The 23,150-nt window shown below is 69.7% G+C and carries 29 protein-coding genes, 1 other RNA gene and 2 pseudogenes; 12 read left to right on the top strand and 20 right to left on the bottom strand.

The window, feature by feature from the left end; translation table 11 throughout:
• Positions 1-37: 37 nt before the first annotated feature.
• The gene (locus tag FZ046_RS14770) at positions 38-466 is read right to left on the bottom strand and encodes a hypothetical protein (RefSeq protein ID WP_149484267.1); all 429 of its coding nucleotides are present in this window, start codon (positions 464-466) and stop codon (positions 38-40) included.
• A 52-nt stretch (positions 467-518) separates the two neighbouring features.
• On the opposite strand from FZ046_RS14770, the gene FZ046_RS14765 reads away from it, so the two are divergent.
• The gene (locus tag FZ046_RS14765; RefSeq protein WP_070352419.1) at positions 519-710 is read left to right on the top strand and encodes a hypothetical protein; all 192 of its coding nucleotides are present in this window, start codon (positions 519-521) and stop codon (positions 708-710) included.
• Here FZ046_RS14765 and FZ046_RS14760 read toward each other — a convergent pair.
• The gene (locus tag FZ046_RS14760) at positions 700-2,133 is read right to left on the bottom strand and encodes an APC family permease (RefSeq protein WP_070352366.1); all 1,434 of its coding nucleotides are present in this window, start codon (positions 2,131-2,133) and stop codon (positions 700-702) included. The genes FZ046_RS14765 and FZ046_RS14760 overlap by 11 nt on opposite strands.
• Positions 2,130-3,227 (bottom strand): DmpA family aminopeptidase, encoded by a 1,098-nt coding sequence (locus FZ046_RS14755; protein WP_070352367.1) that lies wholly within the window; start codon positions 3,225-3,227, stop codon positions 2,130-2,132. The genes FZ046_RS14760 and FZ046_RS14755 overlap by 4 nt, the downstream gene beginning before the upstream one ends.
• Positions 3,228-3,356: 129 nt before the next feature.
• Here FZ046_RS14755 and FZ046_RS14750 point away from each other — a divergent pair, with 129 nt between their 5' ends.
• Complete coding sequence (locus FZ046_RS14750) at positions 3,357-3,968, top strand: TetR/AcrR family transcriptional regulator (protein ID WP_246182786.1); 612 nt, start codon at positions 3,357-3,359, stop codon at positions 3,966-3,968.
• Here FZ046_RS14750 and nagA read toward each other — a convergent pair.
• Both nagA and FZ046_RS14740 read right to left on the bottom strand, forming a co-directional pair.
• On the bottom strand, positions 3,965-5,101 hold the full coding sequence (nagA, locus tag FZ046_RS14745) for an N-acetylglucosamine-6-phosphate deacetylase (protein WP_070352368.1): 1,137 nt from the start codon (positions 5,099-5,101) through the stop codon (positions 3,965-3,967). The genes FZ046_RS14750 and nagA overlap by 4 nt on opposite strands.
• Positions 5,102-5,176: 75 nt before the next feature.
• Positions 5,177-5,647 carry a PTS sugar transporter subunit IIA gene (locus tag FZ046_RS14740; protein ID WP_070352421.1) on the bottom strand — a complete coding sequence of 157 codons (471 nt, stop codon included), beginning with the start codon at positions 5,645-5,647 and terminating at the stop codon, positions 5,177-5,179.
• A gap of 148 nt (positions 5,648-5,795) precedes the next feature.
• Here FZ046_RS14740 and FZ046_RS14735 point away from each other — a divergent pair, with 148 nt between their 5' ends.
• Positions 5,796-7,373, top strand: coding sequence for a PTS transporter subunit EIIC (locus tag FZ046_RS14735; RefSeq protein WP_070352369.1), 1,578 nt, complete (start codon positions 5,796-5,798; stop codon positions 7,371-7,373).
• A 53-nt stretch (positions 7,374-7,426) separates the two neighbouring features.
• Entirely contained in the window at positions 7,427-7,966 is a 540-nt protein-coding gene (locus FZ046_RS27675) for a hypothetical protein (RefSeq protein ID WP_211372242.1), read from the top strand.
• Positions 7,967-8,025: 59 nt separating this feature from the next.
• On the opposite strand, the gene FZ046_RS14725 is transcribed toward FZ046_RS27675, so the two are convergent.
• Positions 8,026-8,205 (bottom strand): hypothetical protein, encoded by a 180-nt coding sequence (locus FZ046_RS14725; RefSeq protein WP_125939687.1) that lies wholly within the window; start codon positions 8,203-8,205, stop codon positions 8,026-8,028.
• Between the two features lie 70 nt (positions 8,206-8,275).
• Positions 8,276-9,142: an extracellular catalytic domain type 1 short-chain-length polyhydroxyalkanoate depolymerase gene (locus FZ046_RS14720; protein ID WP_070352370.1), complete on the bottom strand. Its 867-nt coding sequence runs from the start codon at positions 9,140-9,142 to the stop codon at positions 8,276-8,278.
• A gap of 282 nt (positions 9,143-9,424) precedes the next feature.
• On the opposite strand from FZ046_RS14720, the gene FZ046_RS27445 reads away from it, so the two are divergent.
• The 6 genes and pseudogenes from FZ046_RS27445 to FZ046_RS14700 all read left to right on the top strand — a co-directional run bounded on the left by FZ046_RS27445 (position 9,425) and on the right by FZ046_RS14700 (position 12,442).
• On the top strand, positions 9,425-9,589 hold the full coding sequence (locus FZ046_RS27445; protein ID WP_170292439.1) for a hypothetical protein: 165 nt from the start codon (positions 9,425-9,427) through the stop codon (positions 9,587-9,589).
• A gap of 49 nt (positions 9,590-9,638) precedes the next feature.
• Positions 9,639-9,986, top strand: coding sequence for a hypothetical protein (locus FZ046_RS14715; RefSeq protein ID WP_070352371.1), 348 nt, complete (start codon positions 9,639-9,641; stop codon positions 9,984-9,986).
• Positions 9,987-10,066: 80 nt separating this feature from the next.
• The gene (locus tag FZ046_RS14710) at positions 10,067-10,561 is read left to right on the top strand and encodes an ATP-binding protein (RefSeq protein WP_083298120.1); all 495 of its coding nucleotides are present in this window, start codon (positions 10,067-10,069) and stop codon (positions 10,559-10,561) included.
• 33 nt (positions 10,562-10,594) lie between these two features.
• Entirely contained in the window at positions 10,595-10,819 is a 225-nt protein-coding gene (locus FZ046_RS14705; RefSeq protein WP_070352372.1) for a hypothetical protein, read from the top strand.
• Between the two features lie 53 nt (positions 10,820-10,872).
• Positions 10,873-11,704, top strand: a pseudogene (locus tag FZ046_RS28325) (lytic murein transglycosylase); the annotation flags it as partial.
• A 24-nt stretch (positions 11,705-11,728) separates the two neighbouring features.
• Entirely contained in the window at positions 11,729-12,442 is a 714-nt protein-coding gene (locus tag FZ046_RS14700; RefSeq protein WP_083298129.1) for a DUF1460 domain-containing protein, read from the top strand.
• 7 nt (positions 12,443-12,449) lie between these two features.
• Here FZ046_RS14700 and FZ046_RS14695 read toward each other — a convergent pair whose 3' ends face one another.
• From FZ046_RS14695 to FZ046_RS14685, 3 genes and pseudogenes are all read right to left on the bottom strand, one after another.
• Positions 12,450-12,851: an arsenate reductase ArsC gene (locus FZ046_RS14695; protein WP_070352373.1), complete on the bottom strand. Its 402-nt coding sequence runs from the start codon at positions 12,849-12,851 to the stop codon at positions 12,450-12,452.
• A complete protein-coding gene (gene arsB, locus FZ046_RS14690; protein WP_070352374.1) occupies positions 12,848-13,927 on the bottom strand; it encodes an ACR3 family arsenite efflux transporter in 1,080 nt (359 codons plus the stop codon). Before arsB ends, FZ046_RS14695 begins: the two co-directional genes overlap by 4 nt.
• A 5-nt stretch (positions 13,928-13,932) precedes the next feature.
• Positions 13,933-14,313: pseudogene (locus tag FZ046_RS14685) on the bottom strand (ArsI/CadI family heavy metal resistance metalloenzyme); the annotation flags it as partial.
• Between the two features lie 55 nt (positions 14,314-14,368).
• Between FZ046_RS14685 and FZ046_RS14680 the strand changes: the two are divergent.
• Complete coding sequence (locus tag FZ046_RS14680; protein WP_070352376.1) at positions 14,369-14,731, top strand: Rv2640c family ArsR-like transcriptional regulator; 363 nt, start codon at positions 14,369-14,371, stop codon at positions 14,729-14,731.
• A 12-nt stretch (positions 14,732-14,743) separates the two neighbouring features.
• On the opposite strand, the gene FZ046_RS14675 is transcribed toward FZ046_RS14680, so the two are convergent.
• The 3 genes from FZ046_RS14675 to FZ046_RS14665 form a co-directional block, all read right to left on the bottom strand.
• Entirely contained in the window at positions 14,744-15,601 is an 858-nt protein-coding gene (locus tag FZ046_RS14675) for a cutinase family protein (RefSeq protein ID WP_070352377.1), read from the bottom strand.
• A 140-nt stretch (positions 15,602-15,741) separates the two neighbouring features.
• Positions 15,742-16,110, bottom strand: a transfer-messenger RNA (tmRNA) gene (ssrA, locus tag FZ046_RS14670).
• Positions 16,111-16,188: 78 nt separating this feature from the next.
• Positions 16,189-17,025 carry a maleylpyruvate isomerase family mycothiol-dependent enzyme gene (locus FZ046_RS14665; RefSeq protein WP_246182784.1) on the bottom strand — a complete coding sequence of 279 codons (837 nt, stop codon included), beginning with the start codon at positions 17,023-17,025 and terminating at the stop codon, positions 16,189-16,191.
• Between the two features lie 28 nt (positions 17,026-17,053).
• On the opposite strand from FZ046_RS14665, the gene FZ046_RS14660 reads away from it, so the two are divergent.
• Positions 17,054-17,434, top strand: coding sequence for a nuclear transport factor 2 family protein (locus FZ046_RS14660; protein ID WP_070352379.1), 381 nt, complete (start codon positions 17,054-17,056; stop codon positions 17,432-17,434).
• Position 17,435: 1 nt separating this feature from the next.
• On the opposite strand, the gene FZ046_RS14655 is transcribed toward FZ046_RS14660, so the two are convergent.
• The 7 genes from FZ046_RS14655 to prfB all read right to left on the bottom strand — a co-directional run bounded on the left by FZ046_RS14655 (position 17,436) and on the right by prfB (position 23,035).
• The gene (locus FZ046_RS14655; RefSeq protein ID WP_070352424.1) at positions 17,436-18,272 is read right to left on the bottom strand and encodes a DMT family transporter; all 837 of its coding nucleotides are present in this window, start codon (positions 18,270-18,272) and stop codon (positions 17,436-17,438) included.
• Between the two features lie 49 nt (positions 18,273-18,321).
• Entirely contained in the window at positions 18,322-18,816 is a 495-nt protein-coding gene (gene smpB, locus FZ046_RS14650; protein ID WP_070352380.1) for an SsrA-binding protein SmpB, read from the bottom strand.
• Between the two features lie 19 nt (positions 18,817-18,835).
• Positions 18,836-19,729: a permease-like cell division protein FtsX gene (gene ftsX, locus FZ046_RS14645; protein WP_070352381.1), complete on the bottom strand. Its 894-nt coding sequence runs from the start codon at positions 19,727-19,729 to the stop codon at positions 18,836-18,838.
• On the bottom strand, positions 19,730-20,419 hold the full coding sequence (gene ftsE, locus FZ046_RS14640) for a cell division ATP-binding protein FtsE (protein ID WP_070352382.1): 690 nt from the start codon (positions 20,417-20,419) through the stop codon (positions 19,730-19,732).
• A 42-nt stretch (positions 20,420-20,461) separates the two neighbouring features.
• Positions 20,462-20,905, bottom strand: coding sequence for an Rv3103c family proline-rich protein (locus FZ046_RS14635; RefSeq protein ID WP_246183043.1), 444 nt, complete (start codon positions 20,903-20,905; stop codon positions 20,462-20,464).
• 62 nt (positions 20,906-20,967) lie between these two features.
• Complete coding sequence (locus tag FZ046_RS14630; protein ID WP_070352384.1) at positions 20,968-21,939, bottom strand: mechanosensitive ion channel family protein; 972 nt, start codon at positions 21,937-21,939, stop codon at positions 20,968-20,970.
• Positions 21,929-23,035 carry a peptide chain release factor 2 gene (gene prfB / locus FZ046_RS14625; protein ID WP_070352385.1) on the bottom strand — a complete coding sequence of 369 codons (1,107 nt, stop codon included), beginning with the start codon at positions 23,033-23,035 and terminating at the stop codon, positions 21,929-21,931. Before prfB ends, FZ046_RS14630 begins: the two co-directional genes overlap by 11 nt.
• Positions 23,036-23,150 lie beyond the last annotated feature (115 nt).

Raw genomic sequence — 23,150 nt, 5'->3', positions numbered from 1 at the left:
ACCCAACCGCTCCCGACCTCACGGCGCGGGCGTCCCGTCAGTTGCCGAGCAGCAGCACCCCGGCGGCGATCAGCGCCACCACCGTGACCACCTCGAGCCCGACGTAGAGGTAGTGCGCGATCGACCGCCCGCGGTCGTGCTCGCCGGCGAGCACCAGCGCGGTGCGCCGCGACAGCAGGGGCCGCAGGATCGCCGTCTGCACCACCAGTGCGCCGCCGGCCGCGGTCAGGGCGACCGTCGCCGCCGTCGACGTCTCGTGCGCGAACAGGGTGACCGCGGCGACGACGGCCAGCAGCAGCTCGCACACGTTGAGCGCCCGGAACACCAGGCGGCCGATACCCAGTCCGAGCTGCGGGGTGATGCCGGGCGCCCGGAACTTCAACGGCGCCTCGAGGAACGAGATCGCGAGCACCATGCCGAGCCACACGAACACCGCTCCGATGCCGATGCGCGACGCGACGTCCACCGCGGCAGCCTACGACAGCGGATCGTCGCGGTGGGCGTGCCATCGTGGAGCGGTGGACGACGACCGGGACCGGGTGGCCGAGCTGATCCGTTGGCAGGACGCCGGCGCGACGTGGGAGGTGATTGCCCGCACCCGGCACGGCATCACCATCGCGCTGCTGCGCTGCGACGGCGGGGAGGAGGTCGAACGCTTCACCTCCGACGACCCGCGCCTCATCGCCTTCGTCGACGGCGCTACCGGGTAGCCGGCACGCGCAACCGGCTGCCGAGCGCGACGCCCACCAGCAGGCCTACGAACGGCACCGCGGCCAGGGCCGCGCTCAGCGCGACGCTGCCACCGGTGACCAGCGTGAAGTTGGACAGCACCAGCCACAGGCTGGTGAGCAGGCCGACGCAGGCGACCGCAGGCGCGATCCGCGTCTGCCAGAGTCGGCCGCGCGACTCGGCGCGGTGACGCACGAAGAAGACCAGCACGGCAACCGACGTGGTGAACATCAGCAGCACCATGCCGACGGTCGCGACACCGGCCATCGAGCCGAACACCCCGACCAGTGGGTCGACGCCGAACACCGCCAGCAGCGCCACGATGACCGCCGCGGTGACGGTCTGCACCACCGACGAGAACGCCGGCGACCGGTGTCGGTCGTGCACGACGCCCAGGCGGGTCGGCAGCAGCCCGCGCCCGGACAGCACGAACTGGTAGCGGGCGATGACGTTGTGGAACGACAGCACGCAGGCGAACAGGCTGGTGAGCAGCAGGACGTTGACCACGTCGCGGCCCAGTGCGCCGAGCATCGCACCCGTGGTGTCCAGCAGCATGTTGCCCTCGCCGTCGAGGGTGCGCTGCGCCGTGGCGCTTACCTCGTCCGGGCCGGTGGCCACGACGAACGCCCAGCAGGTCAGCGCGTAGAACCCGCCGATGATGAGCACCGCGGCGTAGGTGGCGCGCGGGATGGTGCGCTCGGGATCGCGTGCCTCGTCGCGGAACACCGCGGTGGCCTCGAAGCCGATGAACCCGGTGAGCGCGAACAGGACCGCGATGCCCAGGGTGCCGCTGGTGAAGACCTCGGGGCGGAAGGAGTCGAGCGTCAGCCCGGCGGGCCCGGGCTTGCCGACGATGACGACGTCGAGCAGCAGCACGATGCCGATCTCGAGGGCCAGCGCGATGCCGAGCACCTTGGCGCTGAGGTCGATGTGGCGGTACCCAAGCAACGCGACGATCGCGAGTACGGCGAACGCGTACACCGGCCACGGCACCTCCGGGCCGCCGTAGAACCGGACGGTGTCGTCGATGGCCCAGCCGATGTAGCCGTAGATGCCGACCTGGATGGCGGTGTAGGCGATCAGCGCGACCACGGCGATGCCGGTGCCCAGGCGCCTGCCGAGACCCACGGTGACGTAGGAGAAGAACGCTCCCGCCTCGGGGACGTGCGGCGTCATCGTCACGAAGCCGACGCTGAAGACCAGCAGCACCAGTGCGGCGAGGACGAAGCCCACCGGTGCGCCGGCACCATTGCCCAGCGCCATCGCCAGCGGCATGTTGCCGCCGATCACGGTCAGCGGCGCGGCCGCCGCGACGACCATGAACACCACCGCGACGCTGCCGAGGTGCCCGCGTAGCCGCCCGGCGCCGGTGTCGGTGCCGTTCTCCGTGCCCGTCGTGGTCATCGTTCCTCCTGGAAGCAGGCCTGCGCGAGCAGGTCGTGGGGCAGGGCGTGCACGGTCATGCCGTGACGTCCGGTGAGCGTGGTGGCGGCGACCAGCGCGTTGACGATGGCTTCCTCGGTGGCCTCGACCGTGAGGTCGAACAGCCGCGTCATCAGTTGCGGCGCGACCATCCGCAGCGGCACCTCGGGCCGCTCGGCCTGCGGGTCCTCGTCCCAGGCGTAGGACGGGATGCCGCGGTTGCCGGTGGCGAAGGCCAGCATCAGGTCGCCGCTGTACTGCTCACCGGTGCCGCCGACGTTCGCGACGGCCAGTGCGGCGCGCTGCGCGAGGCGGGTGCACTGGTGCGGGAGCAGCGGCGCATCGGTGGCGACGAGGACGATGATCGACCCCGATCCGCGTTCGAATTGCGCGGGCACGCCGGGCAGCGGCACCACGTCCGGACCGATCCGGGCACCGACGCCGATCCCGTTGACGCGCAACCGTTCCCGCCGGCCGTGATTGGCCTGCACCAGCGCGCCGACGGTGTAGCGGCCGGCGGCGGTGTCGGTGACGCGCGATGCGGTGCCGATGCCGCCCTTGAACTCGTGACAGATCATGCCGGCACCACCACCGACGTTGCCCTCGGCGACCGGGCCGCCGCGCGCGTCGGCCAGCGCCTGGTGCACGTGTTCGGCGCGGACGTGGTGGCCGTTGATGTCGCTGAGCAGGCCGTCGTAGGTCTCCCCCACCACCGGCAGCGACCAGTAGACACCCTCGCCGCGGGCACCGATCTGGGCGTCGACCAGGGCGTCGCGAACGACGCCGACGCTGTGCGTGTTCGTCAGACCTATGGCGGTGGTGAGTTCGCCGGACTCGCGGATCCACTCCAGCCCGGTCAGCTCGCCGCTGCCGTTGAGTCGGTGGGCACCCGCGAACACCGGTTCGGTCCAGATGTCGTCGTGCGGCACGACGACGGTGACGCCGGTGTGCACGGCCGGCGGGCCGTCGTCGTGCAGGGTCACGTGCCCGACGCGCACGCCGGGTACGTCGGTGATGGCGTTGTGTTCTCCGGTCGGGTGCACCCCGACGACGACGCCGAGATCTCGAGCGCGCATGACGTCCTTCGTGGCAGGAGTTCTTTTCCTAGTCGGAAAATAATGCGCCTCCTACGGGCGGCGCGCAACGGAACGGACGGAATCCGATGTTGCCGACGCTCCGGGCGCCGCGGCGTGGATCATGAGGGGGTGCCACGGCCGAACCGTCAGATCGAACGCCGCGAGGAGATCCTCGACGCGGCGATCGGGCTCATCGAGCGGCACGACCTCGCCACGCTGCGGATCGCCGACGTCGCCGCCGAACTCGGGCTGACCGCCAACGCGGTGCGCTACTACTTCAAGGACATGCACGAGCTGCTCGCCGAACTGGCGCTGCGCTCCGACGTCCGGTTCTACGACGAACGGCTCGCGATCGCCGAGACCACCGACGGTTCCCCGCAGCGCCTCGCCTACGTGATCGCCGCGGGCCTGCCGACCGGCCCGGAGGACGCCGAGTGGCGGGCGATCTGGCGGGCGGTGCTCGCCGCCGGCTTCGAACTCGACCAGCGCCGCGACGTACAGGGCATCTACCACCGGCAGGTGGGGCTCTACGAGCGCATCCTCACCGCCGGGGAGACCGACGGCAGCTTCCGGCTCGCCACGCCGGCGCGCGACGTCGCGATGACGCTGATGGCCCTGGAGGATTACCTCGGCTACCGCATCGTGGCGCGCGACCCGGCCGTCGACCGCCTGACCGCGTTGCGGCTCGTCCGCGACTACGCGCACCTGGCGACGGGGTCCGCGCTGCCCGAGACGGTCTAGGGCGCCACCACCCACCGACCGCGGCGCAACACCGCGGTGACGGCGTGCCCCGCGTCCAGAACCACCAGGTCGGCCGGCGCGCCGGCGCTCAGACCAATCGAAAGACCAAGTGCGCGAGCTGGATTGAGGCTCGACTGCTCGACCGCCAAGTGCAGCGCCGGTTCCGGCGGCAGACCGCAGTGCGCCAGCGCGTAGCGGAAGACCCGATCCATGGTCGCCGTGCTTCCGGCGATGGTCTCGGTGCCCGCCACCCGTGCGACGCCACCGGCGACGTCGACGGCGAGCCCGCCGAGCCGGTAGGTGCCGTCGGACATCCCGGTCGCGGCCATCGCGTCGGTGATCAGCGACACCCGCCCCGGACCGGCGCTGCGCACCACGTGCCGATAGATCGCCGGCGCGACGTGCACGCCATCGGTGATCACCTCGACCGTCACGGCGGGGTGCTCCAGCAGCGCCACCACGGGTCCGGGCTCTCGACGGTCGATGGGCCGCATCGCGTTGAACAGGTGCGTGCCGACGGTCGCGCCGGCCTCCACGGCCTCGAGCGTCCGAGCGTACGTGGCTTCGGTGTGGCCGACCGCCACCACCACGCCGGCGTCGGCGAACCTGCGGATGGCGTCCAACGCGCCCGGACGTTCCGGCGCGATCGTCACCATGCGGACGGCTCCGGCCCCCGCGTCCAGGAGACGGTCGATCTCGGCGGGGTCCGGGTCGCGCATCAGCGCCGGGTCATGGGCGCCGCAGCGCAGCGTCGACAGCCAGGGGCCCTCCAGGTGGATGCCGTCGAGGATCCCGGCGCGGACCTGGCCGGCGAGGTGACGGACCTGGCGCAGCAGGTCGTCGGGCGCCGCGGTCACCACGGACGCGACGATCGCGGTGGTGCCGTGCGCGCGGTGCACCTGGACCGCGGCCTCCGTCGCCGCGTCGGACGCCTGTGCGAACTCCGCTCCGCCGCCGCCGTGCACGTGGGTGTCGACGAACCCGGGGATCACGGTGACCGGCCCGAGTTCGTGGTCGGCGGGGCGTGGCGGCGCCCCGGTGCCGACGGCGCGCACGCCGTCGCCGGACGTCTCGATCCACCCGGGCCGCAGCACGTCCGGTCCGGTCACGACGGTGTCCGCGGTGAGCAGCACTCAGATGCCCCGTCGGTCCGGGTCGCTGCGGTGGGCACCGCTCTGGGCGCCGCCCGGCACGATGACGACCTCCATCTAGCCGTGTGCCGTGAACAGCGCGGTGCCGGCGTCGATCTCGGCACCCTCCAGCACCGCTTCGGCGGCCATCACCCGGTCGGCATCGCGCAGGTCCATCACCACCACCGGCACGATGGGGTTCAGCCCCTTGGCCACGACCGCGGGGACGTCGTAGGTGATGACGCGCTGCCCGGCGGTCACGTCGTCGCCCTGCGAGACGTGCGCGGTGAACCCCTCGCCGTCGAGCGCGACGGTGTCCAGGCCCAGGTGCACCAGCACGCCGACCTTCTCCGGTGTCAGGACGACGTAGGCGTGCGGCATCAGCTTGAGCACCGTGCCCCCGACCGGAGCCACCGCCTCGATCACCGCGCGCGGCGGGTCCACGGCGGCGCCATAGCCCACCATGCCCTGACTGAAGACCGGATCGGGCACGTCGGAGAGCGGCACCGCGCGTCCCGCCACCGGAGCGATCACCGTCGTCGTCTGCACCGCACTCACCGTGGCCACTCCTCGTCGTCGTCTCGCCCTCCCACCTTACGAGCGTGTCCGCAAGCCGGCCCCCCTTCGGCCCTCCTGGTCTAGGCTTTCTCCTCGTTCCGCACGACGTGGCGGGCGCGGCGAGGGAGGACCATCAGCGATGAGTGAGGCGACCGAAAGTACTGCCGCGCAGGCGAAGTCACGCCTGCGCATTCCCGGCTTCGCACAGTTGCAGCGGCTCGGCAAGAGCCTCATGCTGCCAATCGCGGTGCTTCCCGCCGCGGGCATCCTGCTGCGTCTCGGACAGCCCGACCTGCTGGGCAAGATCGACGCGCCGGTCATCGGCGCCTTCTTCCAGGCGATGAGCGCTGCCGGCGGCGCGCTGTTCAACCACCTGCCGCTACTCTTCGCGGTCGGCGTCGCGATCGGCTTCGCGCGGAAGGCCGACGGTTCCACCGCCCTGTCCGCCGTCGTCGGATATCTGGTCGTGGAGGCCGTGTTCGAGACGATGTCGCCCATCGTGTTGGCCGGCGAACTCGACAAGGCCGGCGAGCAGGCGCAGATCAACTACAGCGTCTTCGCGGGCATCGTGGTGGGCCTGCTGACGGCCTGGCTGTTCGACCGGTACCACACCATCGAGCTGCCGTCGTACCTCGGCTTCTTCGGCGGCCGCCGGTTCGTCCCGATCATCGTGTCCCTGGCATCACTGTTCCTGGCCTTCGCGATGAGCTACTTCTACCCCATCTTCGATGCCGGTCTCACCGGCCTCGGCGAGTTCATTACCGGTGCAGGCGCATTCGGCGCGTTCGTCTACGGCTTCGCCAACCGCATGCTGATACCGCTCGGCCTGCACCACATTCCGAACTCCTACATCTGGTTCCTCTACGGCGACTACCAGTCCCCGGGTGGCGAGGTGTTCACCGGCGACATCCCACGGTTCACGGCGGGCGATCCGACCGGCGGCGCGTACACGGCCGGGTTCTTCCCCATCCTCATGTTCGGTTTGCCGGCCGCTGCGCTGGCGATGATCCACGTCGCGAACAAGCGGCAGCGCCGCGTGGCGGTGGGCATCCTGTCGGCAGCCGCGCTCACCGCCTTCCTCACCGGCGTCACCGAACCGCTCGAGTTCGCCTTCATGTTCGTGGCCTTCCCGCTGTACGTAGTGCACGCCGTGCTGACGGGCCTTTCGCTCGCGCTCGCCTATCTGCTCGACGTCCACCTCGGCTTCTCGTTCTCGGCGGGCCTGATCGACCTGCTGCTGTACGGGACCGCCCCGGCCGCCAAGAACATCCCCATCCTCATCGGCATGGGCGTGGCGTTCGCCGTCCTCTACTACGTCCTGTTCCGCGTCGTCATCACGCGCTGGAACATGCGGACGCCGGGCCGGGAGCCGGAGGCGGAGTTCGACGCCGAACAGCGGGCGAACCTCGGCGAGGGCGCCGCGTCGGTGACCACGGTCGCCGTCGACGACGACAACGGCGCCGGCGCCGGCGTCGCGACGGCGACCGCCAGCCAGGCCGAGCAGCTCATCGAGGCCTTCGGCGGCCGGGACAACCTCGTCAACGTCGACGCGTGCATCACCCGGCTGCGCACCGAGGTACGTGACACCGCGAAGGTCGATCACGCACGACTCAAATCCCTCGGCGCAGCGGGCGTGGTGGAGGTGGGCCACAACGTTCAGGCTGTGTTCGGTACACGGGCCGAGGCGCTCAAGAACGACATCAACGACGTCCTCTGACGCGTCGATCTTGGTCACGTTTTGGCGACGCGACGCAGTGGTACCCGCCCTGCATGTTCGACAACTCCTCCTCCAAGCGATTCATCCTTGCCGGTGCCGCCGCGGCGGCGTTGGCCCTCAGCCCGCTGGGCGTGCCCGCCGCACTGGCCGAGCCGGCCCCGCCGGCGCCGTGCGTCGAGGGGCCCGCGTGTGCGAACGCTGGACCCGGAGAGGCAAGCGCCGCCGTCCCGGGCGCCGGTGCGTCGGCTGACAATGGCGGCGCACAGGCCACCGTCCCCGGTGCCGGCGCCTCCGCTGACAACGGCGGCGCACAGGCCACCGTCCCCGGTGCCGGCGCCTCCGCCGACAACGGCGGCGCACAGGCCACCGTCCCCGGTGCCGGCGCCTCAGCCGACCGCGGCGGCGCACAGGCCACCGTCCCGGGCGCCGGCGCATCAGCCGACCGCGGCGGCGCACAGGCGACCGTCCCTGGTGCCGGCGCCTCGGCCGACGGCGGGGGCGCGCAGGCCAACGTTCCGGGCGCGAACGCCAACGCCGGTCCCGGCGGTGCATCCTTCTGCATCGCCAACGTCGGTTGCGCGTCTGCCGGGTGATCCACACGCGAAAGGCGGGCCAGGTGACCCTGGCCCGCCTTTCGCGTGAATGACGGGTGTCAGCTGAGGGTTACCAGCGCCACGCTGCCGCCGACCAGCGTGATGATGAGGGCGATGACGGCGAAGTGAGCGAGTCCGAGCACCAGTGCCAAACAGCACGCCGCGATGCCGGAAACCGCGATGACCGAGCCGATTCGAGCGGGAGTGACCATCGGCCGTCGGGTCTGAATGTCAGCCATGTTGAGGGGCTACCCACCGTGGCCACTCCCGACGCGCTTGGCCGCGTGATCATTTCGTGATCGACGTGACCTACCGGCCGTGGGCGGCGAAGAACTGGCCGATGGCCGCAGAAGCGTCGTAGTTCCCGACCGGCCACACGTGTCCGCCACCGTCGATCTGCACGAAGGAGACCGCCGTGCCGCCGGCGCACCCGGCAGAGGTGCTGCCGGTCACGCCGCCCCCGAGGCTCGTCGTCACCGGGGCCGGGCAGGCATCGATGTCGCGCCAGCGCTGCGCAGCGGCGGGTGCGGCCACCACGTCGCTCGGGCCGCCACGACCGACCATCGGCCCGCCGGTGAACGGCACGACGGGGTCCGCGGTGCCATGCACCTGCAGCACCGACACCGGCCGCGACGGCGCGCACGGCACCCCGCTGCCCAGCGTGCCGGAGACGGGCGCGATGGCCGCGACCAGGTCGGCACGGTCGCACGCCAGCCGCGAGGCCATGAAGGCGCCCGCCGACATCCCGGTCACGAAGACCCGGCCCGGCGGAACGCCATGGTCGCGGGACACCTGCTCGATGAGCGCGGAGAGGAAGCCGACGTCGTCGACGCCCTGGCGGTCGGGCACCGACGCACCGCGGCCATCGGCCCAGCTGAGGTCAATGCCGTCCGGATAGACCACTGCAAAGCCCTGGCGATCGGCGATCGCGTTGAAATTGGTCACCCCCATCTGGATGCCGCCGTTCTGACCGGCTCCGTGCAGGTTGACGACCAGACCGTTGGGCCGGTCGACGCCCGCGGGCAGGTGCAGCAGATAGGTCCGCTGAATGCCGGCGTGGCTGATCGCGCCGGGTAGTTCTCCCGGCACGGCGGCAGCGGGGCCGATACCGGCCACGGCAACGAGGAACGGGACAACCAGCGCGCAGAGACGCGCGGCTGTCTTGAGCGTCGGCATCGACCGATGGTGCCACGGCGGGTGAACTCACGGTGTCGCGCTCGTCGAACTGCAGACGGCTCGCCGGTGAACGGTGGGCCCCTGACCGGGGCTTTCGCCCCAATCGTGCATCACGGTGCAGATTTAGCAAACAAAACTCCGTGCTGTTGAGCTTCCGATCGTGCGCCCTTACGGCTCGCTGAGCAGGTCAAGATCACTTTGGGTCATTCTCTACCGCACACCACGAGTGGATTTTGGCAACGGTACGTCGTATGCTCGCCGGAGTCTGCGAGGAGAGCGGCCATGATCGAACACGACAACCTCGACGTCGACGCGCGAGGTCGAGAGCTCGCACTGCTGCACGCCGTCCGCATCGCCGTCGGCGCCTTCAGCGGCCTACGTCCGGCCGAGACGACCACCGCGGGACACGACGCCGAACGTCGGATGCCGGGAACCGCCCCCGCATAGGATGCGAGCACCACGGCTTCGGCCGACGCTCATCGCCGGGAGGGTTCGCATGTCGCTCGTGTCGTCACCGTCACGACGGTTATTCGTCGCCGCGGCCCTCGCGGTTGGCGCGCTCGGTGTACCCGCCGTCCTCGCGTCGCACGTCGCACCGGCCGGGCTGCACGCCGACTGTTCGGGCGGCGAGGAGATGGACGTGTTCACGACCACGTGCACTCCGTTCCTCGTGCCGAACTCCCCCCAGGGCTTCGATACGACCGCGGCCAACCCGGACATTCCCGAGATCGAGGGCGTTCCGTGCACCGGACGCGACAGCGGCGCCTGCATCGGCCTGTCGGAGGACGAGGCGGCCGCCGGACCACAGCCGGTGCCGCACTCCACCATCAGCTCGAGCCCGTAGCGAGCGAGCCGAAGAATCGCGATCCTGTCGTGATGCGAAGCTGGGTAAGCCAAGCCCATCCTGGGTAAGCACAACCCATCATGACTCCGCATCGACACGGCGATCACGTCGAGAGCACCGCCGGCATCCGGCGCCTCGGACGCGCCGATGGCCGCACCGTCGCGCACTTTCGGGACGAGCTGAGCACCTGGATCGCCGACGGCTTCCGCCTCAGCGACGAGCGGCGCGCCGACATCCTGCTGGCCGTCGACGAAGCCCTGTCCAATTGCGCTGATCACGCCTACGAGGGACGCGCGGAGTCGGGTCCGATGCGGCTGACCGCCGAGTACGACGGCGGGCAAGACACGCTTCGGTTCGAGGTGAGCGACGAGGGTGTGTGGCGCGAGCCCGCCACGACGGGGGCGACCGCTTTGCGTGGACGCGGGCTGATCCTCATGCGGTCACTCGCCGACGGCGTCCAGATCGACCGTCGCGCCGACGGCACCACGGTGTCCATCCACTTCCACGACTGTCCCTCGGAGACCCCCCTCGGCGAGACCCGCGAGCTGGCGCTCAGCGGCAGCGGACCTGCCTGATTTCGAACTTCGACGCACGGAAGGAAACCATCCATGGCCGACCCCATGTGGAACGTCGTCATCGGCGAAGCGGAGGACACGAGCAGCGACGGAGTGCCGCCGAAGCCGACCACCGTGTTCGAGGGCGACGAGCAGGGGGCGAGGGCCGCATACGAGCAGTGGTCGGGCAAGGCGGAATCCGAGAACGTGCGCTACGTGATGCTGCGCCGCATCGGTGACGTCGTGGAATTGTGGGGCACTCCGCCGGCCGTCGCCTGACGGTGCTGTCGGCGCACCCCGTCCGGGACTGGTGTGCGCCGCTCGCAGCGGCGCTGGTGGTGCTGGCCGGATGCACGGTCCCCACCAAGACCGCAGCGCCGCAGACCCCGCCGTCCGCCACCCTGCCTCGGCCCGCGACCCCCGAGTCGACACCGGCGTCCGACCCGGAACGCCTCGCCGTCGACCTGGTGACCGACGAGCGCGTGATCAGGGATTCGCGCGCGACCGTGGACGCCGTCGCCGCGGCAGCACACCGACAACAACGGGCCTACCGTGTCCTGAGCCGCCAACCGGAGTGGGCGACGACGGCCAGGGCTCACGTGCCTCCGCCGCTGCTCACTGCCTTCGACCGGAACCTCGACGCCCGGCGGAGCCTCGACGACATGGCGGCGTCGGCACCGCTACGCACCACCCTGCCCTCGTGGCGCATCGTCGCGCCCCCGCCCGCCGACGAACTGCTGCGCTACTACCGGGAGGCGGAGGCCGCCTCCGGCGTCGGCTGGGCGCACCTCGCGGCGATCCACGCCATCGAGACGCGGTTCGGCCGTGTCGCCGGAATCAGCGCGGCCGGGGCGCGGGGGCCGATGCAGTTCCTGCCGAGCACGTTCGCCGCGTATGGCCAGGGTGGCGACATCGACTCCACGCGGGACGCCATCCTGGCCTCTGGCCGCTTCCTGGCGGCTCACGGATTCGCCGCCGATCCCGACGCAGCGCTGTTCCGCTTACGTGCGCGCAGTCGACGACTACGCCGCGGTGCTGGCCGCGGATCCAGCGGCGTTCGCCGGCTACTACCACTGGCAGGTCTACGTCGACACGCCCTACGGCGACGTGCTCCTGCCCGTCGGTTACGACGCAGCGTCCCCGCTGCCGGTCGCCGAGTTCCTGAACCGCCGAACGCCTTTCGCGGACATGCGCATGACGGCCCGCAGCGGGGAACGCATCGACCAGATGCTCGCGCTCGTTCCGCTCGACGCGTCCTCGGATGTGCGCGCCGAGCGGCTGTCCCGAGCCTTCCTCGGCACGCCGTACGGCGCCGACACGCTCGTCGGCTCGGCCACCGAACCCGAGCGCCTCGTCGCCGACCTGGAGCGCGTCGACTGCCTCACCCTCGTCGACTACGTCGAGGCCCTCAAGCGCTCCCGCACCCGCGCCGACGTGGTCGACGCCCTGGCCACCGTGCGCTACCGCGACGGCGTCGTCGGTTTCGCGACTCGCCGGCACTTCTTCACCGACTGGGCCGCCACCACACCAGCACTGGCCACGGACGTGACCGCGACGCTGAGCGCTTACGCCGTCTCGGTGCCGAAGGTCCTCAACCAGAAGGACGCAGGCGGCGTCTACCTGCCCGGGCTGCCGCCGGTGCCACGCTCGGTGTCCTACATCCCGAGTGCACGGGTGAACGACGCGGTGCTGCACGGGGTGCGCACGGGTGACTACGTCGGCGCGTACGCCGACGACGGCGGTCTGGACGTCACCCACGTGGGCATCGTCGTGATCGGACCCGACGGCCCGGTGCTGCGCAACGCATCCTCGCTCGACACCGACGAACGGGTCGTCGACACCCCCCTGTCGAGCTACCTGCGCACGGTGCCGGGCATCGTGGTGCTGCGCCCGCTGTCGTGAGTGCTCGCTAGACACCGAGATCGTCGAGCAGGCGACGGACGCGGATGGCGATGTCGTCGCGGATGGGCCGAACGGCGTCGATGGTTCGGCCCGCGGGATCCGGTACCTCCCAGTCGAGGTAGCGCTTTCCGGGGTAGAAGGGGCACGTGTCCCCGCAACCCATGGTGACGACGACGTCGACGGCACGAAGCACGTCGTCGGACCACGGGGTGGGCACCTCGGCGCTGATGTCGATGCCGACCTCGGCCATGGCCGAGACCGCAGCCGGGTTGACGGCGTCCGCCGGCGCGGAGCCGCCTGAGTAAACGTCCGCGCGTTCACCCGCGAGGTGCCTGGCAAAGCCCATCGCCATCTGCGAGCGGCCGGCGTTGTGCGTGCACAGGAACAGCACGGCCGGCTTGCGACTCATGGCCGCTCCGACCGATCGGCGAGGGACCGCCGGCGCAGGGCCAGCGACACGTACACCAACGCGACCAGCACCGGCACCTCGATGAGCGGCCCGACCACCCCGGCCAGCGCCTGCCCCGACGAGGCACCGTAGGTGGCGATGGCGACCGCGATGGCGAGTTCGAAGTTGTTGCCCGCGGCCGTGAATGCGAGGGTGGTGGTGCGCGCGTAGCCCAACCGCAATGCCCTACCGAGGGCGTAGCCGCCACTCCACATGACTGCGAAGTAGACGAGCAACGGAAGCGCGATGCGGACGACGTCGAGGGGACGGGTCGTGACTTGGTCGCCCTGCAATGCGAACAGGACGACGATCGTGAACAGCAGGCCGTAGAGCGCCCATGGGCCGATCCTCGGCACGAAGGTGCCCTCGTACCAGTCGCGGCCTCTGACGCGTTCGCCCAGACGGCGGGAGAGGTAGCCGGCGAGAAGCGGGATGCCGAGGAAGACGAGGACCGAGGTTGCGATCTGCCACGGCGATGTCGCGATCGAGGTCCGTGGCAGGCCGAGCCACCCCGGCAGCACGGCGAGGTAGAACCAGCCCAGCGCGGCGAACATCACCACCTGAAACACCGAATTCAGCGTTACGAGGACGGCGGCCGCCTCACGGTCACCGCACGCGAGGTCATTCCAGATGATGACCATCGCGATGCAGCGGGCCAGGCCGACGATGATGAGTCCCGTGCGGTATTCGGGTAGGTCGGGCAGCAGCAGCCAGGCAAGGGCGAACATGACGGCCGGGCCGAGCGCCCAGTTGAGCACGATCGAACCGATGAGGAGGCGCCGGTCGCCGGTGACGGCGTCGAGCGCGTCGTAGCGCACCTTCGCGAGCACCGGGTACATCATCACCAACAGGCCCAGTGCGATCGGCAGCGAAACTCCGTTCACGGCAACGCGATCGAGCGCCGAGCCGATACCGGGCACCATGCGGCCGAGCACCAGGCCGGCAACCATCGCGACGCCGATCCACACCGGCAAGAACCGGTCGAGGGTCGAGAGCCTGCGGGCGACGGGGGCTTCCGGCGCGACGGCCCCTGTCACGGCGCGGCCGTGCCGAAGGTCTCGGAGTCGGCCAGCACGGTGTACACCTCCCACTTCTCCCCCGCCGGGCCGGTGACCCACACCTTGTCCTGGGTGGCGAAGCAACACGTGGTGTCCATCTCCTCCTCGGTGAAGAGGCCTTCGCCGGCGAGGCGCGTGATCTCGGCGTGCACCGTCGCGGTGGACTCCACCTCGACGCCGAGGTGGTTGAGCGTGCCGCCCCGCCCGGGGTTCTCCAGGAGCACCAGCTTGAGCGGCGGGTCGACGATGGCGAAGTTCGCGTAACCCTCCTTCACCTTCGCCGGTTCGACGCCGAAGAGGCTGCGATAAAACGTGATTGCGGCGTCGAGGTCGTCGACGTTCAATGCGAGTTGCATGCGGGACACGAGCCCACGATGCCCACCTCTTCGATATATGTCAATAACGTGGCATGATGACGGCATGCCGAAGGCTCTTCCAGTGATCGACGTCTCGACACCCGTGTGTTGCGCCCCGGTGGCCGCCGGACCCATGAGCGACGACGACGCCCTGCAGGTCGCCGTGCGCCTCAAGGCGCTGGCCGACCCGGTGCGGGTGAAGATCATGTCGCTACTGTTCAGCTCCGCGGCCGGCGAGGAGGTCGGCGCGGACCTCGCGGCGGTTCTCGGGCTCAGCGAATCAACCGTCAGCCACCACCTCACGCAGTTGCGCAAAGCCGGCTTCGTCGCCTCCGACCGGCGGGGCATGAGCGTCTTCCACCGCCCCAGCCACGACGCGGTCGGCGCGCTCTGCGCCGTACTCGATCCGACTTGCTGCCGGCCCTAGGGTCGCCGAACGTCAGGGCATGCCGGCCATGAGGGACGGGTCGTAGCCCGGCGGCATGTGATCGGTGCCCTGCGGCGGAGACGCATAGATCGGCGCCGGCGAGGCGTAGGGCGGCGTCTGTTCATACCCCGTCGACGGCCCGAGGCCGTGCACCGACGAGCCCCTGCCGGCCAGCAGCTTGGACGCAACGAAACTCGCGGCTTGGGTCGTGTACGTGGGCACGTAGCCGTCGGTGTGCCCGCTCCACGCGTTACCCGGACCGGCGTGACAGATCGGATCGGCGGGGTTGCAGAAGTCGATCGCCTTGCCGCTGAACATCGGGGACTCGGAGGGCAACTTGGTGCCCGAGCGGTTGGCGACGTTGCCGAAGGTGGCGACCGCCGCGACGTTGTCCGCGCTCGACGACGGGAGCGAGCGGCCCCAGGCGATACCCACGATGGGATTGCCGGCGACGATGTTGACGACGTTCGCGCCTTGAGAGTAGCCGCCCAACACGAGCTTGGTGTCGGGACACGAGGCCGCCATGGATTCGATGTGCTTGATCATGTCCTTGGCGCCGTCGCCGCTGCCCAGCTGCAGCTTGCCCGCGTCGTAGTCCACCGCGTAGGTCGCGATGTCCAGGCCGACGGCCCGCTCGCGCAGCGAGTCGACGAAGGCACTGCCCACCACGCCGATGCCGTCCGGCTCGTCGGTGCCCCTGGCGAACACGACCTCGGCGTCGGCGCAGTCGGCCGCAGCAGCCGTCGGAAGGGCGCCGGGAATCCACGCCGGGACGGAGGCGACCACCAGCGCCACCGCCACCCGCCCGGCCCCGCGGCCGACCGATGGGGCGTCCGTCGCCCGCCAGCTACGCCCACAACGAAGTGACATGCGTCGAATGGTACCTCCAACCAGGAGATACGCAGCATTCTTGCGTGATCGGGGATTCTCAGCGAACGAAGTGCGTCGCGGCCCGCCAGCCGCCGGAAAGGCAACGAGCAGGTCAGACGCTTGTCTGACCTGCTCGTCGTCGGTGGAGCTGCCGGGAATCGAACCCGGGTCCTACGGCATTCCCTCGAGGCTTCTCCGTGCGCAGTCCGCTATGTCTCTACTTGGATCTCCTGATCACGCGAACGAGTCAGGATGACGATCCCAGTCGCTGTTTGATGTCCCCACGGGTTCCGCGACCGAACCCGTGGGTGGGTCCCTCTAGCTGATGCCAGCGTCCGGGCCGAGGGCGCTCCCGGTCTGACAGACTCACCGTCGCTTAGGCAGCGAGGGCGAAGTCGCGCTGATTGGAATCGGCGCTTAATTGGTTGCAACGACGCTTACGGTGGTCTCTTGCCTGCACCGGCACGCTTCCCTTGATTCGATGCGCGAAGTCGAAACCGTTCAGCCCCTCGCATCCCCGTCGAGTCTCGACAGGACTTCCCATTGTAGCGCCCAGTAAGACAACGGTCAGCTGGGTTTCATTCCGGCTAGATCACGTAGTTCAGGTTGGCGACGATCCGCCGGCCCACCTCGACGTCACCGTCGTAGGTCACGTCGGGCTCGGTGCCGGAGCGGCCACCGCACGCGTCGATGAAGTGCAGGCCGTCGAGCGTGATCGTGGTCGTCGGCGCGTCGCCACCGAAGTCGTCGACGACCCTGGCGCGGCCGTCGACGGCGACCCGGATGGTCCGCTGCAGCGGGCCGGTGAGTTCGATCGCGACGCGCGACCCGTCGGGCGCCTGTCCGCGCTTGCCGACGACGAACCCCATCGACGCCTGCACCTCGTCCAGGGCCAGCCGGGCGGCGGATCCGCGCAGCTCGTCGTCGTCGGCCGGACGGGCCAGCGCGTCCCGGATGTCCTGTTCGTGCATCCAGCAGTCGAAGACACGGATCCGCATGAACCGGCCGTAGGTGTCGGGTCCGGCCGGGGTGGCCGAGGGCGCGTTCCACGCGTCGTCGGTCATCGCCTCCAGGGCCGCTCGGCGCTGTGCGGTGACGTCGCGGAACCGCTCGATGACCGTCTCGCGGGTACCGGCGCCGAGGTGGCGGACCCAGCACTCGTTGAGCTGTCCGATCGGGTTGCGGACGTGGTCGAGCCCGGACACGTCGACCTCGGGTGTCGGCATGCCGAGCAGCATCGACTCGGTGCCGATGACGTGAGCGACGACGTCGCCCACCCTCCAGCCGGGAAGCGCCGTGGCCGTGCGCCACTCGTCGTCGGATACGTCGGCGAGCAGCCGGTCGATGCCGTCCCATGATGCGAACAGGGCATCGAGGACCTCGGCGCGGTCGAGCAGGGTCATGGGCCGTGCGGGGCTGGTCACCAGACGACCGTAACCCTAGATTCGTGGCGTGCCCCCACCACCGGACGTCTACCTCGCCCACCTCGACGCCGCGGGCCGTGGCGCCGGCGCCGAACTGCCCGCGATCTGGGAGTCTGACGGCGTCGTCGAGTTCCCCTACGCCGGCAGCGTCGGCACCCCGCAGCGGCTGGACGGCATCGACGCGATCGTCGGTTACTTCAGCTCCCTGGGCCTGTTCGAGCCGTTCACGTTCAGTGCGATCGAGGCCTGGCCGGTCGGCGGCGGCGAGTGGTTCGCCGAACTGCACGGCTCGACCACGATGTCCGACACCGGCAGGGCCTACGAGCAGGACTACGTGGTCCGCTTCCGGGTGGCGCCGTCGGGCCGGCTCGCATTCATGCGGGAGTACTGGGACCCCACCCGGATCTGACTCAGGCGCCCGCGATCATCGCCACCGCGGCCAGCGCCAGCACCATGCCGGCCACCTGCCACGCCGTCACCCGTTCCTTGAGGACCAGCAGCGCGAGCGCCACCGTCGCCGCGGGGTACAGCGAGATGAGCACACCGGCGAGCGACAGCAGCGACGCCTGCAGTGCCAGCAGCATCGCGACGTTGGCGATCGTGTCGAGGACGCCCGCGAGGATGGCCAGGCGGAGCGTCGGTCCGCCCGGTACCACCAGGTTACGGCTCAGTAGCGCGATCAGGACGACCAGCGCGCTGGCCGACATCCGCGCGAAGACCAGCGGCCACAGCCCCGCCTCGCTGGGTGCCTGGTCGATCAGCACGAAGTTCAGACCGAACGCCGAGCCGGCACCGACGGTCAGCCACGCCACCGACGCGGTGAAGCGCTGCGTCCCTCTCTCCGAGCCGGCGGGTTCGGGGTCGGTGTTCTCCCGCGACACCAGGACCACCGCGAGCAACGCCACGACGATGCCGCCCACCGCCAGCATCGCGGGACGCTCCCCCAGCCCCACCCCGGCGATCACGGGGATCGCCGCCACCAGGACCGCCGTCAGCGGCGACACCACCGACATGGGCCCGGCGGCGAGCGCCGCGTAGAACCACCACACCCCGAAGGCCTGGCTGACGCCGCACAGCGCACCCCAGACGACCGCCGGGGTCGACACGGTGCCGCCGACGATGGCCGCGAGCCCGGTGAGCAGCACCATCGCCACCGGGTAGGACACCAGCACGACGCGCAGTGCGGCGACCCGGCGCGCGGCCATGCCACCGACGAAGTCGCCGATCCCGTAACCCAGAGCCGAGATCAACGCGAAGAGGATGCCGTTCAGCGTCGGAGCCGCTCCGGCGGCGCCATCAACCCATGCCCTTGGCGCGTCGACCGAGCTCGCGCGTCACTTCGCGCGCCGCGTCGCGCTTGGCGATGTCCTGGCGCTTGTCGTGCGCCTGCTTGCCGCGGGCGAGCGCCAACTCGACCTTCACCTTGCCGTCGACGAAGTAGACCGACAGCGGCACCAGGGTCAGGTTGCCGTCGCGGATCTTGCCCACCAGGTTGTCGATCTGCTTGCGGTGCAGCAGCAGTTTCCGGTTGCGGCGCGGCGTGTGATTGGTCCAGCTGCCGTGGTGATACTCCGGGATGTGCAGGTTGCGCAGCCAAATCTCGCCGTCGTCCACGGTGGCGAAGGCGTCGGCGAGCGACGCCGTGCCGTCGCGCAGGCTCTTCACCTCGGTGCCCATCAGCGCAACGCCGGCCTCGAACGTCTCGAGGATGGCGTAGTTGTGCCGCGCCCTGCGGTTGGTTGCGACGACCCTGTTGTTGGCCTTGGTCGCCTCGTCTACCTTCTTCGCCACGTCGAACTACCTACCCCGTCTAACGCCGTACGTACAGGCGCAGCGTGACGTATGCCGTTACACCGGCCATCACGACGCCGACGAACAGCAGGATCGGCGAGATGTAGAGGATGTCCGCGTAGTCGATCCTCGAGATCAGATTCGCTTGATAGAACTGGTTCAGGGCGTTCTCGAGGAACAGTGCGCGCACGGTGATCAGGCCCAGGATGGCGATCACCACGCCGAGGAACGCGGCCAGCATCGCCTCGACGAGGAACGGCAGCTGGGTGTACCACCTACTGGCGCCCACCAGACGCATGATGCCGACCTCCGTGCGCCGCGTATACGCGGCGACCTGCACCATGTTGGCGATCAGCAGGATCGCGCCGACGGCCTGCACCAGCGCCACCGCGAACGCCGCGCTGCTCAACCCGTCGAGGACGGCGAACAACCGGTCGATGAGGTCCTTCTGGTTGAGCACGTTGAGCACGCCGGGCTGGCCGACGAGTGCCTTGTCGAACTCGGCGTGCTGCTCGGGATCGTCCAGCTTGACGATGAACGACGCGGGGAAGGCGTCCCGTCCCGCCACGTCCTTGTACTGCGGGAACTTGGCGATGGCGTCGTCGTAGGCCTGGTCGCGGTTGAGGAACCGCACCGACCGCACGTCGTCCCGGTCCTCGATCTGCGTCCGCAGCGCCTTGCACGGATCCGCGTCGCACGTCGGGTCGTTGGCCGACACGTCGTTGGTGAGGAACACCTGGCTCTCGACGCGATCGAGGTAGATGGTCCGCGAGCTGTCCGCCAGCCGGACCACCAGCAGGCCGCCGCCGAACAGGCCGATGGAGATGGCGGTCGTCAGGATCATGGCGACCGTCATGGTGATGTTGCGACGAAATCCGGTGAGGACCTCGTTGATGAGAAAGCCGAAGCGCACTTAGCGATCCATTCCGTAGACACCGCGCTGCTCGTCGCGGATCAGGCGTCCCAGCTCGAGTTCGATGACCCGCTGGCGCATCGAGTCGACGATGTGGTGGTCGTGCGTCGCCATGAGCACCGTCGTCCCCGTGCGGTTGATCCGCTCGAGCAGATCCATGATGTCCCTGCTGGTCTCCGGGTCCAGGTTGCCGGTCGGCTCGTCGGCCAACAGCACCAGGGGCCGGTTGACGAAGGCGCGGGCGATGGCCACGCGCTGCTGCTCTCCGCCGGACAGCTCGTTGGGCAGGCGGTTCGCCTTGCCCGACAGGCCCACCATCTCCAGCACGTCGGGCACGACGCGGTTGATGACGTCGGACCGCTTGCCGATCACCTCGAGGGCGAACGCGACGTTCTCGAACACCGTCTTCTGCTGCAGCAGGCGGAAGTCCTGGAACACGCATCCGAGCACCTGTCGCAGGCCGGGGATGTGCCGGTTCGACAGCTTGTTGACGTGAAACTTCGACACCCGGATGTCGCCCTGGGTCGGGTGCTCCTCGGCCAGCAGCAGGCGCATGAACGTCGACTTGCCCGACCCAGAAGGGCCGATCAGGAACACGAACTCACCCTTGTCGATCTTGAGCGAGACGTTGTCCAGCGCCGGGCGGGCGGAGGACTTGTACTGCTTGCTCACGCGGTCGAGGGTGATCATCACGGCACGCCAGTGTAGCGGGACACCCGACCGGCTCCCCGCTCAGCGCGGGGGCGGCGCGGTGGCCGGGGCCAGCCCCGGCAGCGTCGGCAGCGGGAAGGGCAAACCCGGTGCCGGGACAGGCGTGGTGGTGGTCGGCGTGATCGTCGTCGGCGGCAACGGGCCCGGCCCGTCCGGATCCGTCACGGTGGTGCTCGGCTGCCCGGGCGACGTCGGCGTTCCCGACGTCGTCGACGGGGTCGTCGTCGTGGGCGGCTCGGTGGTGGTCGTGGTCGTCATCGGCTCGGTGGTCGTCGTCGTGGTCCTGGTGCGCGTCTCCACGTTGGTGCGCGGCACCCAGGTGTACTCCGGGTCGGGTACGAAGCCCGGCGGGACGACGGCCGTCTCCGGGACCGCCACGGGCGCCGGTGGCGGTGGCTGATAGGTCTGGTAGAGCCAGGCGGTCACGAAGAAGGCGACGATCAGCCCGAAGGTCGACGTGCGCATCCGGCCCCAGAACAGGTAGTGCGGCCAACTCTTGTCGACGCTGTCGCGTTTGAGGGACGGGGTCACCGCTGCTGCTCCTTCGACGGCGTCGACGACGCGTCCGCCCGGTTCGTCGCCAACGGGTGATCGATGGTCTCCACGGTCGGGGTCTGCTCGTGCGTGGCGATGCCGGCGGTCGTGAGCGCCGCGATGATCCGGATGCGGAGCCGCCGACCGACGTCGAACTGCTTGCCCGGCAGGGTCCGGGCGACCATCCGCAGGTTGACGGTGTCGAGTTCGATGCTCTCGACGCCCATGAGCTGCGGGGTGTCGAGGAGGAGCTTGCTGAGCGCGCGGTCCTCCATCGCGTTCTCGCCCACCGCATGCAGCAGGTCATTTACCCGGTTGAGGTCCGCCGTGGCCGGAACCGGGATGTCGACGACCGCACGCGCCCAGTCCTTCGACATGTTCAGCGATCGCACGATGTTGCCGTTCGGGACGGTGAAGACCTCGCCCTCGCTGGTACGCAACTTCGTGACGCGCAGCGTGACCTCCTCGACGGTGCCCTCGGCGGGTTCCGTCGCTCCCAACATGCTCAGCTGCACCAGGTCACCGAAGCCGTACTGGCGTTCGGTGATGATGAAGAAGCCGGCCAGCAGGTCCTGCACCAACTTCTGCGCCCCGAAGCCCAGTGCGGCGCCCAGCACGGCCGCCGGCGCCACCAGCGAGCCCACCGGAACGTCGATGACGTCGGTGATCTCGACGGCGACGACCACGAAGACCACGGCGATCGACACCCAGGAGATCACCGAGGCGACGGCCTGACGGTGCTTGGCGCTCTCGCTGCGCACCAGCTGGTCGCTCTCGCGGTACTCCGCGTCAATGCGGCGGGTGACCTTGCGAGCGAGCCAGTTGATGAAGCGCGCGATCAGCATCGCGAGCACGACGAGCATGATGATCCGCAGCCCGCGGCTGAGGATCCACTCACCGATCTCGCCGCGCCAGAAGTCGTGCCAGCGCTGGCTCCAGTCGAAGGCCAGGTAGTTAGTCGTCATCTTTCCTATTGCGCCAGCGGATGCCGGCCTCGAGGAATCCGTCGATGTCGCCGTCGAGCACCGCCGCGGGATTGCCGACCTCGTAGTCGTTCCGCAGGTCCTTGACCATCTGGTACGGGTGCAGCACGTAGGACCGCATCTGGTTGCCCCACGAACTGCCGCCGTCGCTCTTCAGCGCGTCCATCTCGGCACGTTCCTCTTGGCGCTTGCGCTCCAACAGCTTTGCCTGGAGAACCCGCATCGCCGACACCTTGTTCTGCAGCTGCGACTTCTCGTTCTGACAGGTCACGACGATACCCGTGGGAATGTGCGTCAAACGGACGGCGGAGTCGGTGGTGTTCACCGACTGTCCGCCCGGACCGCTGGAGCGGTACACGTCGACGCGGATGTCGCCCTCGGGAATGTCGATGTGGTCGGTGGTCTCGACGACCGGCAGGACCTCGACCTCCGCGAAGGACGTCTGGCGCCTGCTCTGGTTGTCGAACGGGCTGATCCGCACCAACCGGTGCGTGCCCTGCTCCACCGAGAGCGTCCCGTAGGCGAACGGCGCGTGCACGGCGAAGGTGGCGCTCTTGATGCCCGCCTCCTCGGCGTAGGACGTGTCGAACACCTCGACCGGGTAGTCGTGCTTCTCCGCCCAGCGGACGTACATCCGCATCAGCATCTCCGCCCAGTCGGCGGCGTCGACGCCACCGGCTCCAGAACGGATGTTGACCAGCGCCTCGCGCTCGTCGTACTCGCCGGACAGGAGGGTGCGCACCTCCATCGCCTCGATGTCCTCGCGCAGCCGCGCGAGTTCGGCGTCGGCCTCGGCCACCTCGTCGGCGCCGCCCTCCTCGTCGGCCAGCTCGTAGAGGACCGGCAGGTCCTCGAGGCGCTGCCGCAGGCCCTCCACGCGCCGCAGCTCACCCTGGGCGTGCGACAGCTCGCTGGTGACCTTCTGGGCGCGCGTCTGGTCATCCCACAGCTTCGGGTCCGAGGCATCCTGCTCGAGGTTGGCGATGCGGGTGCGCAGACCGTCGACGTCGAGCACCCGCTCCACCGTGGTCAGGGTGGTGTCGAGGGCGGCGATGTCTACTTGACGGTCTTGATCCACGGGACACCAGCGTACCGACCCGGTCGTCGGCGACTTCCCTCCTTACCCCCGGGTGCGGGGTTAGAGTCGGTTCCGCAGAAGCCTGGCGACGTCGCGACAGCCCTGTGCGCGTGGT

It is taken from the genome of Mycolicibacterium grossiae (assembly GCF_008329645.1).
Lineage (GTDB): Bacteria > Actinomycetota > Actinomycetes > Mycobacteriales > Mycobacteriaceae > Mycobacterium > Mycobacterium grossiae.
The sequence above is the reverse complement of the archived record's forward strand: the minus strand, read 5'-3'. Positions and strand labels throughout refer to the sequence as shown.

Bases quoted from the DNA above. Each gene is read 5' to 3' on its own strand.
- FZ046_RS14760 (WP_070352366.1), bottom strand. From the start codon at position 2,133: ATGACCACGACGGGCACGGAGAACGGCACCGACACCGGCGCCGGGCGG.
- FZ046_RS14755 (WP_070352367.1), bottom strand. From the start codon at position 3,227: ATGCGCGCTCGAGATCTCGGCGTCGTCGTCGGGGTGCACCCGACCGGA.
- FZ046_RS14735 (WP_070352369.1), top strand. From the start codon at position 5,796: ATGAGTGAGGCGACCGAAAGTACTGCCGCGCAGGCGAAGTCACGCCTG.
- FZ046_RS27675 (WP_211372242.1), top strand. From the start codon at position 7,427: ATGTTCGACAACTCCTCCTCCAAGCGATTCATCCTTGCCGGTGCCGCC.
- FZ046_RS14725 (WP_125939687.1), bottom strand. From the start codon at position 8,205: ATGGCTGACATTCAGACCCGACGGCCGATGGTCACTCCCGCTCGAATC.
- FZ046_RS14720 (WP_070352370.1), bottom strand. From the start codon at position 9,142: ATGCCGACGCTCAAGACAGCCGCGCGTCTCTGCGCGCTGGTTGTCCCG.
- FZ046_RS27445 (WP_170292439.1), top strand. From the start codon at position 9,425: ATGATCGAACACGACAACCTCGACGTCGACGCGCGAGGTCGAGAGCTC.
- FZ046_RS14715 (WP_070352371.1), top strand. From the start codon at position 9,639: ATGTCGCTCGTGTCGTCACCGTCACGACGGTTATTCGTCGCCGCGGCC.
- FZ046_RS14710 (WP_083298120.1), top strand. From the start codon at position 10,067: ATGACTCCGCATCGACACGGCGATCACGTCGAGAGCACCGCCGGCATC.
- FZ046_RS14705 (WP_070352372.1), top strand. From the start codon at position 10,595: ATGGCCGACCCCATGTGGAACGTCGTCATCGGCGAAGCGGAGGACACG.
- FZ046_RS14700 (WP_083298129.1), top strand. From the start codon at position 11,729: ATGCGCATGACGGCCCGCAGCGGGGAACGCATCGACCAGATGCTCGCG.
- FZ046_RS14695 (WP_070352373.1), bottom strand. From the start codon at position 12,851: ATGAGTCGCAAGCCGGCCGTGCTGTTCCTGTGCACGCACAACGCCGGC.
- FZ046_RS14680 (WP_070352376.1), top strand. From the start codon at position 14,369: ATGCCGAAGGCTCTTCCAGTGATCGACGTCTCGACACCCGTGTGTTGC.
- FZ046_RS14675 (WP_070352377.1), bottom strand. From the start codon at position 15,601: ATGTCACTTCGTTGTGGGCGTAGCTGGCGGGCGACGGACGCCCCATCG.
- ftsE (WP_070352382.1), bottom strand. From the start codon at position 20,419: ATGATCACCCTCGACCGCGTGAGCAAGCAGTACAAGTCCTCCGCCCGC.
- FZ046_RS14635 (WP_246183043.1), bottom strand. From the start codon at position 20,905: ATGCGCACGTCGACCTTCGGGCTGATCGTCGCCTTCTTCGTGACCGCC.
- FZ046_RS14630 (WP_070352384.1), bottom strand. From the start codon at position 21,939: ATGACGACTAACTACCTGGCCTTCGACTGGAGCCAGCGCTGGCACGAC.